The organism is Streptomyces sp. NPDC101191, assembly GCF_044767915.1.
Taxonomy (GTDB): Bacteria; Actinomycetota; Actinomycetes; order Streptomycetales; family Streptomycetaceae; genus Streptomyces.
The window spans coordinates 403,052-416,203 of the sequence record NZ_JBIWOU010000002.1; the positions used below are offsets into that span (position 1 = coordinate 403,052).

The 13,152-nt window shown below is 72.7% G+C and carries 12 protein-coding genes and 1 pseudogene; 10 read left to right on the forward strand and 3 right to left on the reverse strand.

Annotated features, from left to right (window positions below):
• The first annotated feature begins 162 nt into the window (after positions 1-162).
• Positions 163-819, forward strand: a complete 657-nt coding sequence (locus ACIRQF_RS08885) for a hypothetical protein (protein WP_389758422.1) — start codon at positions 163-165, stop codon at positions 817-819.
• A gap of 256 nt (positions 820-1,075) precedes the next feature.
• Here the strand turns inward: ACIRQF_RS08885 and ACIRQF_RS08890 are convergent, their stop codons facing one another.
• A complete protein-coding gene (locus ACIRQF_RS08890) occupies positions 1,076-1,789 on the reverse strand; it encodes an alpha/beta fold hydrolase (protein WP_404090152.1) in 714 nt (237 codons plus the stop codon).
• 103 nt (positions 1,790-1,892) lie between these two features.
• On the opposite strand from ACIRQF_RS08890, the gene ACIRQF_RS08895 reads away from it, so the two are divergent.
• Positions 1,893-2,645 carry a hypothetical protein gene (locus ACIRQF_RS08895; protein WP_404090154.1) on the forward strand — a complete coding sequence of 251 codons (753 nt, stop codon included), beginning with the start codon at positions 1,893-1,895 and terminating at the stop codon, positions 2,643-2,645.
• Here the strand turns inward: ACIRQF_RS08895 and ACIRQF_RS08900 are convergent.
• Positions 2,594-3,143, reverse strand: a pseudogene (locus tag ACIRQF_RS08900) (IS5 family transposase); the annotation flags it as partial. The gene ACIRQF_RS08895 and the pseudogene ACIRQF_RS08900 sit on opposite strands and share 52 nt — an antisense overlap.
• A gap of 198 nt (positions 3,144-3,341) precedes the next feature.
• Here ACIRQF_RS08900 and ACIRQF_RS08905 point away from each other — a divergent pair.
• On the forward strand, positions 3,342-4,049 hold the full coding sequence (locus ACIRQF_RS08905; RefSeq protein WP_404090156.1) for a response regulator transcription factor: 708 nt from the start codon (positions 3,342-3,344) through the stop codon (positions 4,047-4,049).
• Positions 4,050-4,246: 197 nt separating this feature from the next.
• Here the strand turns inward: ACIRQF_RS08905 and ACIRQF_RS08910 are convergent, their stop codons facing one another.
• Complete coding sequence (locus ACIRQF_RS08910; RefSeq protein WP_404090158.1) at positions 4,247-5,044, reverse strand: CAP domain-containing protein; 798 nt, start codon at positions 5,042-5,044, stop codon at positions 4,247-4,249.
• 248 nt (positions 5,045-5,292) lie between these two features.
• Between ACIRQF_RS08910 and ACIRQF_RS08915 the strand changes: the two genes are divergently transcribed.
• The 7 genes from ACIRQF_RS08915 to ligA all read left to right on the forward strand — a co-directional run bounded on the left by ACIRQF_RS08915 (position 5,293) and on the right by ligA (position 12,934).
• Positions 5,293-5,841 (forward strand): hypothetical protein, encoded by a 549-nt coding sequence (locus ACIRQF_RS08915; RefSeq protein WP_382484910.1) that lies wholly within the window; start codon positions 5,293-5,295, stop codon positions 5,839-5,841.
• Between the two features lie 274 nt (positions 5,842-6,115).
• On the forward strand, positions 6,116-6,913 hold the full coding sequence (locus tag ACIRQF_RS08920) for a thioredoxin family protein (RefSeq protein ID WP_404090160.1): 798 nt from the start codon (positions 6,116-6,118) through the stop codon (positions 6,911-6,913).
• Positions 6,914-6,948: 35 nt separating this feature from the next.
• A complete protein-coding gene (locus tag ACIRQF_RS08925) occupies positions 6,949-7,521 on the forward strand; it encodes a TlpA family protein disulfide reductase (protein ID WP_404090162.1) in 573 nt (190 codons plus the stop codon).
• The gene (locus ACIRQF_RS08930) at positions 7,518-8,300 is read left to right on the forward strand and encodes a cytochrome c biogenesis CcdA family protein (protein ID WP_404090164.1); all 783 of its coding nucleotides are present in this window, start codon (positions 7,518-7,520) and stop codon (positions 8,298-8,300) included. Before ACIRQF_RS08925 ends, ACIRQF_RS08930 begins: the two co-directional genes overlap by 4 nt.
• Positions 8,301-8,585: 285 nt before the next feature.
• Positions 8,586-9,029: a hypothetical protein gene (locus tag ACIRQF_RS08935; protein WP_404090166.1), complete on the forward strand. Its 444-nt coding sequence runs from the start codon at positions 8,586-8,588 to the stop codon at positions 9,027-9,029.
• Between the two features lie 257 nt (positions 9,030-9,286).
• A complete protein-coding gene (locus ACIRQF_RS08940; RefSeq protein ID WP_404090168.1) occupies positions 9,287-10,675 on the forward strand; it encodes a HAMP domain-containing protein in 1,389 nt (462 codons plus the stop codon).
• Between the two features lie 189 nt (positions 10,676-10,864).
• A complete protein-coding gene (ligA, locus tag ACIRQF_RS08945; RefSeq protein ID WP_404090170.1) occupies positions 10,865-12,934 on the forward strand; it encodes an NAD-dependent DNA ligase LigA in 2,070 nt (689 codons plus the stop codon).
• Positions 12,935-13,152 lie beyond the last annotated feature (218 nt).

Here is a 13,152-nt window from a genome sequence, read left to right on the forward strand (position 1 = left end):
GCCCGCCCGGCCGGCTCGAGCCGAGGTATCCGTCGGCGACTCCTCGACGACGACCCGCGGGCCGAGACGACAGCAGCAGCCTGATCACCCCTGCCGGCGCACCCTCACGGACCACGCCCCAGACGGAAGGGGGGCCTTCTCCTCCCGCGATACGGTGCCGTCATGTCTCGAACAGTCGAAACCGAACCAGTTGCGTCTCCCGTCACCGCGGACGACGTCGACCTCGCCGTGCGGCTCGCCGTGGGCGTCCTTCGCGAGGCGCCCCCGGAGGGGTGGAGCGACAAGGCGGGTTCGCTGGAGTGGGACTGCTGGGAGACCGTCGAGCACCTCGCCAACGACCTGTTCTACTACGCCGTGCAGCTGGGGCCGCAGAACCCGCCGCTGGACACCCATGTGCCTTTCGCGTTGAGCCGGAAGAGGCCGGACGCACCCATGGTCTTCGTCTACGCGGACCGTGATGCGGGTCCGGCCGGCCTGGTGCAGGTGATGGAGGCGTGCGGCGCGCTGCTGGTCGCCATGGTGCGTACGACGCCGCCCCAGGTCCGCGCCCACCACGGGGCCGGGGTGTCGGACCCCGAGGGCTTCGCGGCGTTGGGGGTGCGGGAAATGCTGGTGCACATGCACGATGTGGCGGAAGGCTTCGGGTTCGACTGGACCCCGCCCTCCGCTCTCTGCTCACGGGTGCTCGCCCGCCTGTTTCCCGAGGCTCCGGGCGGTACGGATCCCTGGCTCACCCTGTTGTGGGCCACCGGCCGCGCCGAACTCCCGGGCCACCCCCGTCTCACCACATGGCGCTCGGACAGCACACCGCGGGCCTAGCCCGACCAGGCGCGTCACCGCGACAGCGCGCGCCTCTCGTGGTGCCGGCCGCCGAAGTTCGACCCCGTCGACTACCGTGAGCGCGCGCGGTCGAGGGTGGGATCAACCGCCTCAAGAGGTACCGCGCCGTCGCCACGCGATACGACAAGCCAGCGGTCGCTACGAGGCGACCGTTCTCAAAGCGGCCATCTGCGAATGGCCGTGCCCGGCACACATCAACCGCGTCCAAGACAAGCCCGCAGGCACGGATGTGCCCTCACTCCACGGCAGCATCGAGGAGAATCTGTGCCAGCTCGCGCGGCTGGGAGAACATCGGCCAATGGCCGGTGTCCATCTTGACCAGCCGCCAGCGCTTGCTGTTCACCAGCTCGGCCACATTTTCGTCGGGCTCGGCGTCGTCCGGCTCGGCCCCCGGCATCACGCACAGGATGTATGTCGCCGGAAGTTCACCGAGCGGCCCCGCCAGCACAGCGGGCTCGGTCAGCGTGGCGCCTGGGTGAGGCGTCGAGCCACGCACGAGGCGTGCGATCTGCTCATCGGTGAGACCTTCGCCCTCGTAGTGAGCAGCCGGCGCGAGCGGCCAAAACCCTCCGTTCCCGGCGATCGACGCCTCCACTGCCGCCCCGCCGTCCGGCCAGGCGGAGACAAACGACTCGCCGTCAGTGGGAACACTCGAGTCGACGAATACCACGCGGGCCAGTCGGTCACCGATCCGCTCCGCGGCCTGGCCGACCGGGATGCCCGAGTAGCTGTGGCCCACCAGGACCACCTCACGCAGACCCTGGCGTTCCACCTCGGAAACGATGTCCTGGACGTGGGTGGCCTGCCCCGCCGGTACACCCCGCTTGTCAGCAAGACCGGACAGCGTCAACGGATGGACGCCGTGGCCGGCCGCACGCAAATACGGCACTACCTCGCCCCACGCCCACGCCCCGAGCCGTGCCCCTGCAACCAGCACGAAATTCACCATGCCCGCACCGTAGCCGGGCACCCTAGCGATCTCCTAGAAAATACTTTCGATACACACCTAGGCCGCTTCGTTCGGATCTTGCGAGGCTTGTCATACTCCCCGAGTGGGGTTGCAAGCCGAGGAAGCAGCGCGGCGTTGGCTGGCTGATCAGGGCGTCAGCCAGGTGCGCGACGGGTGGGTGAGTGACGAGGAGCCGGACACGTTGCTCACCGCCAACCAGGTGGCGCACTCCTGGGCTGGCGATGTGTTCGCCGAAGACCTGGGTGCGGCAGATCAGGTGCGGTTGGCTTTCGGGCTGCTGGACCTCCTCGACGAGTACTGGGTCACGTGCGAGATCCGGTTCGCGAACGACGACGCGGAGGGCCCTTTGCCGGTCGACGTGCTGTGGGACGGTTATCGTCGGCGGCTGGAAGCGGACCGGGACGCCGAGACCGTCACCTACTCGCTGTGGGTGGACTGGTTCGAGGACCACACCACTTCCGCGACGGCCTTCGCCGAGGTTCTCGGTAACGACATCGACCGGGTCGTGGCCGAGCGGTCGGAGGCCCTGCTCCGCCGAGCCCGCCGGGTTCTGGAGTGCTCGGGCCCGGTCCGCTGGACGGTGAAGGAGCCCGCGTATCGCACCGCCATGCGGCTTCCCACCCTGCATCCGGCTCTCTTCCGCGGCCTTCTGACGAGCTTCCACGACGTCTACGGCGACCTGGAACCGGCCGCCGCACAGGGCCTCCTCGACCACCTGGATCTCCCCGCGAACACCCGGCACCTTGCCGAACTGCGCCACGTGCTCGCCGCGGGGCACAAGAATCACCACCGGAGTCCCGGCGCCTGGGACGATGCGGTTCGCTCCTGCTCTTGAGGCGTTGGCCTGGCAGACCAGAGGAAGATGCGAGCGACGTTGAGTCCGGCCAGGTAGATGGTTGCGGTCTTTTCGTGGCGGGTGGCGATACCCCGCACTGCTTCAGGCGGTTGATGCAGCGTTCGACGGTGGTGCGCTGCTGGACACCTCGCGGTCGAAAGCGGGTGGTCTGGCACCTCGGCTGCCGAGCCGCAGCCGGTGGCCGCTTTGATCGGCCGGAATGGGGATGACCGCCCGGATTCCGCGCTTGCGCAGGTGCTCGCGGATCGCTCGGGAGGAGTACGCCTTGTCGGCCAGGACCAGGTCCGGCCTGGTACGGGGACGTCCTCGCGGCCGAGGTACGCGTAGGCGGGCCATGACGAGGGTGAAGGCGGGTGCGTCACCGGCCTGTCCGGCGGTGAGGACGAAAGTCAGTGGTCGGCAGTGGGCATCGGAGGCGAGGTGGGTCCTCGTGGTCAGCCCGCCGCGGGACCGGCCGATGGCATTGTCATCGGGCTCGCCGACCGGGGCCCCTTTTTGCGGGCCAACGCTCGTGATCAATACGCCTGGGCCCGCCCGCGGCCAGGCTGGTGACCGCCCCCTCACCGCGGTGGGACCGGGCCGGCCGCCCCCACCGGCAACCCGGCGGACCCGTGCGTCACGGCACCGGGTACGGCCCCGTCCGGATCGTGGACAGGCCGCTGTAGGGTGACCGCCATGCCGTGCGTACTCGTGGTCGAAGACGACCCCAGCATCCGTGCCTCGCTGATGGAGATCCTCGCGGAGCACGGTCATGCGGTACGCAGCACGGGCGACGGTTTCGGCGCCTTGCGCGAGGTCACCGGGGGCGGGTTGGACGCGGTGGTGCTGGATCTCGGTCTGCCCGATCTGGACGGGGGCGACGCCCTGCGCATGATCCGGGGCATCTCGAACGTGCCCGTGGTGGTCGCCACCGCCCGCGACGACGAGAACGAGATCGTCAAGCTGCTGAACGCGGGAGCCGACGACTATCTGGTGAAGCCCTTCTCCGGGGCCCAGCTCATGGCACGACTGTCGGCGGTCCTGCGGCGCAGCGCGGGCCCCGCGCCGGCCGCCGGCCCGTCCCCCGCCGTCGACCCGACGGGTCCGGTGACGGTCGGAGAACTCGCGGTGGACCCGCTGGCCCGTTCGGCCTATCTGGCAGGACGTGAACTGGTGCTCACCCGGCGGGAGTTCGATCTGCTGGCCTATCTCGCCCGGCATGCCGGCGCGGTCGTCTCCCGGCGCCGTCTGCTCGCGGAGGTGTGGCGCGAGGCCTACATCGAGGACCAGACCATCGACGTGCACGTGTCGTCGCTGCGCCGCAAGCTCGGCGAGCGGGCCTCCGCACCGCGTTATCTGCGCACCGTGCGGGGCGTCGGCATCAAGCTCGTGGCGCCGCACTGACGCGTGCCGGAGAGACAGGCGCGACGGTGGGCCCACGCGCGAGCGGGCACGCGCCGCTCCGGGACGGCTCCGGGGGCGGACGGATGGCGTGGCATCGTGCCGGTCCCCGGACGAAGGAAGCGCCTCGCGCCGACGGCCCGGCCACCCGGCGGCCCGGCGGCCCGGCGGCCGCGCGAGGTCAGGCGGGGGTGCGAGGGTCAGGCGGGGGTGCCGAAGTCCTGGGTCCACCAAGGGCCGCCGTCCGTGGTGACGCCGACGCCGATCTCGGTGAAGCCGCAGTTGAGGATGTTGGCGCGGTGGCCGGGGCTGTGCATCCAGGCGTCGACGACCGCGGCCGCGTCGGCCTGTCCCTTGGCTATGTTCTCGCCGGACCGTGACCACGTGTACCCGGCCGCCTCGATCCGGTCCTGGGGCTGGGAGCCGTCCGTGCCCGTGTGGGAGAAGTTCCCGGTGGCGGCCATGCTGTCGCTGTAGTCCTGGGCGGCCTGCGTGAGGTCCGCGTCCACCGCCAGGGCCTTGCAGCCCGCGGCCGCGCGCTCCACGTTCACCAGGCGTACGACCTCGTCGGCCTCACTGCTGCCCGCGGGCCGGGAGCCCGTGTCGTGTGCGGGGGCCCGCGTCCTCTTCTTGGCCGAGGAGGTGGCCGGCGCGGGCGTAGGCCGTTGGGCCGGGCGGGTCGGGTCGGTGGTCGTGGACGGGGACGTGGTGGTCGGGGCCGCCTCGGGCGAAGGTGTGGTGCCGGAGCGGGTGGTGAGGATCGGCGGAGCGGGTGCCGGGGCGGGGTCGGAGGTGGAGGGGACGGCCGCGGGCGTTCCGGGTGCCCCGGTGTCGAGGGCGACGGAGCCGGCCCGGCCGGCCGTGGAGCCGGTCAGTTCGGCCCCGGCCACACAGGCCGCGGCGAAGGCCAGCGCTCCCATGCCCGCCACGACCGCTTTGACGCGCGGGGGCCGGGGGGCACGGTGTCCGCGGCGTCCATGGGCGGCACGGGAACTCATCTCGGGATCCTCCAGGGGGTGGGGTGAATACGTCGGCCACGGGAGGGCCGACCTCGGCGAGTGGGCCGCGACGTGCGTTCCGCCGCTCGCCGTGACCGGATCGTAGGCGGGCCCGGGCCTCCGGAACGCTGTCTGAGGGATCCGCTCAGAACGGCCTAAGCCTCTCTTCAGGTTCGGCCGCTGCCACGCGAGGGCGGCATGCCGGGGGCCGCGCGGGCGGCCGACCGGCCGTCGGCCACACTGATGCCGTGCCCCGCCTCACGCGCTACCTCCTCATATGGCTGTCGTGCACCGCAGCCAGCGTCACCGCCGTCATGCTCACCGTGCATTTCGTCATCGGCCTGACCCGGCCGACCCCGCCCGCCGCGCGGTCCGTCCAGGCGATGTACCCCTCGCCGTCCGTCCTCGTGGGCGCTCCGGCCTCGTCCGTGGCCGTGACGCCCTCGGCCACCCCGACACGCACGTCCGCACCGACGCGCCCCGCCTCGCGGACGCCCTCGCCGTCGCCCTCGTCCAGCCGGGTGCCGGTCACCCCCGCCTTCCGCCCGTCGCCGAAGTGCACGGGTGGGCCCGGTCTGCACACCGTTCCGTCCGAAGGCGGCAAGGTCACCGTCCAGTACGGGCGCGACAGCGTGTGCTTCGTCTCCGCCGTGCCTGCCCCCGGCTTCCGTACGAGCACCGAGCAGACCGCGCCGGACACCCTGGTGGTCGTCTTCACCAGCGACGCCCACCGCTCGCAGATCACGGCGACCGTGGTCCCGACGGCGAAGGCGAGCGTGCGCGAAACCCGGCTGTGAGGCCGTGTCACCACGGTGTCACCACGGCGGCCTCCCGCCCGCGCGGTGCCAGGTTCCGGCCTCGGCGCCACGAACCTGAGCAGTTCCTTAAGCAACCCTCATGACCGGCATCAGAACGGTTCCACGCGCCCTCTCCGCCCCTATGCTCACGGTCGGTCAGGACGAACCATCCGACCCCGGCGGACCTGACGCCGGGCGGCGTTCTGGCCCCGCTCCGGGTGCGGGCCGTCGCAAGGCCCCCGGAGACCTCACCGACACAAGGGGTTGATTCGCCATGTCCGCACACCGGCGTCCACGTACCGCTGGCATCCAGGGGCTCGTCCGTCTCTCCGCCGTCACCCTCACCGTCGCGACCGCGGCCGTGGCCACCGCCTGTGGCGTCGGCGGCTCGAAGAACGACGCCGCGGAGAACGTCTCGGTGGCCGCGGCGCCGGACGCGCCCACCGACCAGAGCCCTGCCGGCTCCGAGCCCATGGACGCCTCGACCGCGTCCGCCACCCCGGCCGCGGCCTCCGCTTCGGTCTCGCCGGCCTCACGTCCCTCGGCGTCCGCCTCCGCCTCCGCACCTGCCCGCAAGACCGGCACCAGGACCACCACGGCGCCCCGTCCGGCCGAGGCCCCGAGGACGACCAGGCCCGCCAAGCCGTCCACCACGAAGAGCGGTTCGGGATCCGGCTCCTCGGGCTTCGCCTCCGGCTACCCCTCCGGCGCCGACGCCCGCGGGGCCGTCAAGGCGGCGATCGCCTCGGCGAAGGCCGACGGGAAGAAGGTGCTGATCGACTTCGGCGCCAACTGGTGCGGCAACTGCAAGGCCGCGGACAAGGTCTTCGCCACGAGCGACGTGGGCGCGCTGCTCGACGCCTCGTACCACGTCGTCAAGGTCGACATCGGCAGCCAGGACTCGGCCGCCTTCGACCTGTTGCGGAGCTACTGCTCGGGCGAGGGCGCGTACAAGATGCCGGTGCTGGTCGTCCTGGACGGCAACGGCAACGTCGTGACCGAGACCCATTCGACGGGCAACCCGAAGCTCACCCAGGACGGTCTGAGCGCGTTCCTGCGGAAGTGGGCCTGATGGCGGCCGGCAGACGCGGACCGCGCGGAGCGGCGGTGACCACCCTGCTCCTCCTGGCCGTCATGGCGGCCACGGGTTGCGGCGGAGAGACCCCGGCGGGGTCCGGTGACCCCGGCGGGCGCGCAGCGGCGGTCGGCGCCGGTACGGCGACGGTCCTGCCCGCTGCGGAGCGCCGGCCGGCGCCCGACACCGCGGGCCGCGACCTCGCCGGCCGGGAGCAGGAGCTCCTCGCGTACCGCGGCAAGGTCGTCGTGCTCAACGTGTGGGGCTCCTGGTGTGCTCCGTGCCGCGCGGAGGCCGGCGAACTGGAGGCCCTGCGCGGCGAGCTCGCGCCCCGTGGCGTCCAGCTGCTGGGCATCAACGTCCGCGACCGCTCGGCCGGGCCCGCCCGGCAGTTCGAGAAGCTCCACGGTCTGCGCTACCCGAGCATCCACGATCCCGACGGGAAGCTGCTGCTGGCCTACCCGCCGGCCCTGCTCAACCCGCAGGCCATCCCCACCACCCTCGTCATCGACCGGCAGGGGCGTATCGCGGCGGCCGTCTCCGGGCCCGTCACACGTGCGCAGCTGGCACCCCTGGTGACCCGTGTCGCCGAGGAACCGGCATGACCGGCCACCCGTGGATCGTCCTCGCGGCCGGCATGGACGCCGGCGCCGTGTCGGGCACGCTGCTGCTGGCCGTGCCGGTGGCAGCGGCGGCGGGCCTGGTGTCCTTCCTCTCGCCGTGCGTCCTGCCGCTGGTGCCGGGCTACCTCAGCTACGTCACGAGCCTGTCGGTGGCCGACCTCGCGGAGGCGGACGGCGGGAGGCGCGGTCGGATGGTCGCCGGTGCCGCCCTGTTCGTCCTCGGTTTCAGCACCGTCCTGGTGTCCGGCGGCGCCCTGTTCGGATTCGTCGGCCGGAACCTCATCGCCTACCAGGACACCATCACGCTGGTGCTCGGCCTGTTCACCATCGCCATGGGCCTGGCCTTCGCGGGGTGGCTGCCCGGCTTCACCCGGCTCGAGCTGCGCAGCCGGCGCCGGCCCACCCTCGGACTGGCGGGGGCGCCCCTGCTCGGCATCGTGTTCGGCGTGGGCTGGACTCCGTGCATCGGACCGACCCTGGCCGCCGTGCAGGCGCTGGCCTGGAACGAGGCGAGCGCCGGGCGGGGTGCGCTGCTGATGGTCTGCTACTGCCTCGGTCTCGGGGCCCCGTTCCTGCTGACCGCGCTCGCGTTCCGACGGGCCCTGCGCGCGTTCCGCTGGGTCAGGAGCCACCACGGAACGGTCATGCGGGCCGGCGGCGCCCTGCTGGTGCTGGTCGGAATCCTGCTGGTCACCGGCATCTGGAACGACCTGGTGTACGCCCTGCAGGTGCGGCTCGAGGGCGCGAGCGCGGTGCTGTGAGCCGCCCACGAGGGGCACCGCCCCGGCAGGCCCGGACGCCCGACCACCCGTACATCCATACGCACGTAGCCCTTACGCCCCGATGCCCTTTGTCCTCATCCATCCCGGCATGAAGGAAAGACGAAGAACGACATGACGAGACACGCACCATCGAGACATCCGTCCCCCGGCGCCCGTCGCGGGGGGCGCCCGCGCCTCGCCGCGACCGCGACCGCGGCCGTGCTGCTGGGGGCCGTCTCGGTCACCGGATGCGGACAGGATCCCCGGCCCGAGCGTCCCGCCGCCGTGACGGAGTTCAACGAGAACGGCGTCACCGTGCGGCTGAGCGTCGCCGACTGGAACGCCTCCGCCGGCACCCTGGTCGCCACCTTCACCCCCGACGAGACCGGCTTCCACCTCTACAGCACGACCCTTCCTCCGCAGGGGGTCGAAGGGGTCGGCCGGCCCACCGGGGTCCGCCCCACCGGCACGGTCACCGCCGCGGGACGGCTCACCGTGGACGCACCCGTCAGGAACATCACGGTGCCGGGGGTGCGCAGCGCCCTGCCCGTCTATCCCGACGGGCCGGTGACGGCCACGCTGCCGATCCGCGCGACCTCCGCGGGCGAGGCGAAGGTACTGATCAGCTATGCGAGCTGCAGTTCGACCGCGGGGTGTACGATCCCCGTTGCCGACCGGGCGGTGGCCCTGCACACCAGCGGGGACAGCCTGACGTTCGGCTCCGGCTGACGGCCTGTCGCCGCCACCCCGGGGCCGGTGACAGCGGCCGTCCGCCACGGCGGACGCCGTGCCGGACTCCCGGCCGTGACTCCCGGCCGGCTCCCCCGGCCCGGGGTTCGTGGCCACCGCCCGGGGTTCGTGGCCACCGCCCGGGCTCCGTACCCGCGAGACCCTGTCCGTACCGACGACGTGCGGCTCACCCGTTGGAGCGCTGTTCCCGTGACCCGAGGGCCCCGAAGACGACCCGCCGAGCACGGGACTCCACGGTGAGGCGTTCCCTGGCAGGGGTGGCCCTGGCGGTCACCTCGATGGTCGCCCTGTCGTTCCTGATTCCGCTGGGGCTGATGGTGATGTCGCTCGCCCGCGAGCAGAGCATCACCGCGGCCGAGCAGAGCGCCGCGGCCATGGCACCGATCCTGGCCCTCACCACCGACCCGGCCGAGCTCCGGGAGGCCGGGGCGGGACTGCGGGCAGCCGACTACATGGTCATCCATCTGCCGGATCACGCCACGGTCGGCGGTCCCGGGCACGCACCGCAGGACCTGCTGGGCCGGGCCGAGGGGGAACGCGAGTCCATCTCCCGCGACGTACCCGGCGGCTGGATCTACCTCCAGCCGGTGATCCTGCCTCAGGACCGGGTGGCGGTGGTGGAGAACTTCGTCCCGGACGAGGACCTGACCCGCGGCGTCGCCCTGTCGTGGAGCGTCATGGCCGGGCTGGCCGTGGTCCTGCTCGCCGGCTCCGTCCTGGTGGCCGACCGGCTCGGCTCGGCCGTCGTCACCGCCGCCGGCCGCCTGGCGGAAGCCTCCCGCAGGCTCGGGACCGGAAACCTCGACACCCGGGTGAAGCCCAAGGGGCCGCCCGAACTGAAAGAGGCCGGCTCGGCGTTCAACACCATGGCCGACCGGATGACGGACCTGCTCGCCGTGGAACGGGAACTGGTCGCCGATCTGTCGCACCGGCTGCGCACGCCCCTGACCGCCCTGCACCTGGCCGTCGAACGGATCACGCCCGGCACCGACACCGGCCGCGTCCACGCGGCCGTCGCCGAACTCGAGAAGGAACTCAACGCGATCATCGCCGAGGCCCGCACTCCCCTGGCCGTGGGGCCCCTGGGCAGGGTGCTGCGCGGGGAGGACGCCGTCGACGGGCCTCCAGGCGCCGGGGAACGCTGCGAGGTCGCCGACGTCGTCCGCCGGCGGGCGGCGTTCTGGGCCGTACTGGCCGAGCAGCAGGCACGCCCCTACGACCTCCGGATCACCGACGAGACGACCCCCGTGTGTCTGCCCGACTCGGACATCACTGCCGTCGTCGACGCCCTCGTGGGCAACGTCTTCCGCTACACCCCGTGGGGCACGGCGCTGGAGATCTCGGTGAACCGCACCGCACACACCGTGGAACTGGCCGTCCACGACGCCGGACCCGGCATCGCCGACCCTGACGGCGCCCTCGCGCGCGGCGGCAGCACGGGTTCCACCGGGCTGGGCCTCGACATCGCACACCGCGCCGCCCTCGCCGCCCGGGGCGCCGTCCGCATCACCCGCGGCCCGCTGGGCGGCGCACACGTCGCCGTCACCCTCCGACTGGCCACGGAGCCCGCGGCGGACCGCCCCCGCTCACGCCGCCGGTCACGCACCGCCGGCCGCGGCCACTGACGGGCGCTCCGGAGGTGCGGCCCTCATCGCTGTTCGCCGACCTGCGGCGCTCGGGCGGCGCCTCACCCCGGGTGCAGCGGGGCCTGCGACACCGTCGACCCGTCGATGTCGACCGGCGCGAGGAAGTGATGCCTAAGACCCCTCGGGCAGCCCTCGGGCATTGTCAGACCCTCACGACATGATGCGTGCATGACCGTACTTCCCGCCGTCGAGGCGTCCCCTGCCCTGTCCACCAGCGCCGACTACACGTCCGCGCTCGACCTGCTGCGTGAGGCGTCGCGTGCCTACTACGGCGATGGGAACAGCCCCATGGACGACGCCTCCTTCGACGCGCTGCGCCGCGCCGTGCTGGAGTGGGAGGCGGAGCACCCGAGCGAGGCGGCCGGTTCGCCGACCGGGCTGGTCGCCGACGGCGCCGCCCCCGAGGGCGACATCGCGCACACCACCCGGCTGCTCAGCCTCGACAACGTCTTCAGCCCCGAGGAGCTGACCGGCTGGGCGGCGTCGCTGACGCGGCGGCTGGGCCGGGAGGCCGAGGGCGGTTTCACGGTCGAGCCGAAGCTGGACGGCGCGGCCGTCGCCGCCCGCTACCGCGGCGGCCGGCTCGTGCAGATCGTCACCCGTGGCGACGGCACCCACGGCGAGGACGTCAGCCACGTGATCGGCAGCGTCGTCGGCCTGCCCGAGCACCTGGCCGAGCCGGTGACGTTCGAGGCCCGCGGCGAGGTCCTCTTCACGCAGGCGCAGTTCGAGATCGCGAACGAGGTGCGCGCCGCGCACGGGGCGGCGCTGTTCGCGAACCCGCGCAACGGCGCGGCCGGGACGCTGCGGGCGAAGGACCGGCCCTACCGGCTGGAGATGACGTTCTGGGCGTACGGTGCGGTCGACCTGGACGGCGAATCGTTCCTGCCCGTCGAGGCGACGCACGCGCAGGTGCTGGCCGCGGTCGCCGGGGCGGGCGTGCAGACCACGGCGGCGACGCCCGCCGGGCTGCACGTGGTGGACACGATCGCCGAGGCCCAGGCGCAGGTGGACGCCATCGCCGCCCTACGCGCCGGACTTCCTTTCGGCATCGACGGCGTGGTCGTCAAGGCCAACAGCGCCGCCGAGCAGGAAGCGGCCGGGCTGGGCAGCCGTTTCCCGCACTGGGCGATCGCGTACAAGCTCCCCGCCGTCGAGCGGCAGACCGTGCTGGAGGACGTGGTCTGGGAGGTCGGGCGCACCGGTGTGCTCGCTCCGACCGCCGTCCTCGCGCCGGTCGACATCGACGGGTCGACGGTGTCGCGGGCCACGCTGCACAATCCGGCCGACATCGCGCGCCGCGGCCTGCACCTCGGGGACACGGTCACCGTCTACAAGGCCGGCGACATCATCCCCCGCGTCCAGGCGCCGGTCGTCGAGCTCCGTCCCCAGGGGGCGGTGCCGGTCCCGCTGCCCGACGCGTGCCCGAACTGTGGTGGCGACATCGACCGGAGCCAGGAGCGGTGGCGGTGCGCGAAGGGCACCACGTGCGCGCTCGCGCCCCTGATCGGGTACGCCGCAGGCCGCGACATCCTCGACATCGACGGCCTGGGCAAGACCTACGTCAAGGCGCTGATCGACGCCGGGCTCGTCGGGGACGTGGCGGACCTGTTCAGCCTGACCGAGGAGCAGCTGACAACCGCTTCGGGCAGCGCCAAGCGGGGTGCGAAGCTCGTCGAGCAGCTCGCCCTGGCCAAGACCCGTCCGCTCAGCCGCGTCTTCTGCGCGCTCGGCATCCCCGGCACCGGCCGCAGCATGTCGCGGCGGATCGCCGCGCACTTCGGCACCATGGACGCGATCCTCCGGGCGAGTGCGGAGGACATACAGGCCGTCGAGGGCATGGGCCCCGAGAAGGCACCCGTCGTCGTCGCGGAACTCGTCGCTCTCGCCCCGGTCATCGACAAGCTGATCGCGGCGGGCGTCAACATGTCCGAACCGGAGCGGCCCGGCGTCGCCACACCGGTCGTGGCCGAGGGGCCCCTGGCGGGCAAGACCGTCGTCGTCACGGGCAGGATGACCGGCCGTCTGGAAGGCTACGGCCGTACCCAGATGAACGAGCTGATCGAGCGCGCGGGCGGCCGCGCCGGAAGCAGCGTCAACGCGAAGACCTCCTACCTCGTCGCCGCCTCCTCGCCCTCGGGCAAGCCGAGTTCGAAGGCCACCGCCGCTCTGAAGCTCGGCGTCGAGGTCCTGACGCCCGAGGAGTTCGCCGACCTCGTCACGGAGCACCTCGCCTGACCACGCGCCGCGCGCGCGTTCAGCGGGGCGGCGCGCCCCTCGCTGTGGTGCGCGCCCGGCTCCAGCGCTCACCGCCCCCGCGGTGAACGGCCGGACCGAGAACGGAGCCGGTCGGCACCTGACGCCCACGCGGCCTGTTCACCGGATCCGGTCCGGCCCGGCGCGCATCTCACCGGGGCGCCTCTCGTTGGTCACGCCGTACCACTCGTGACCCTCGG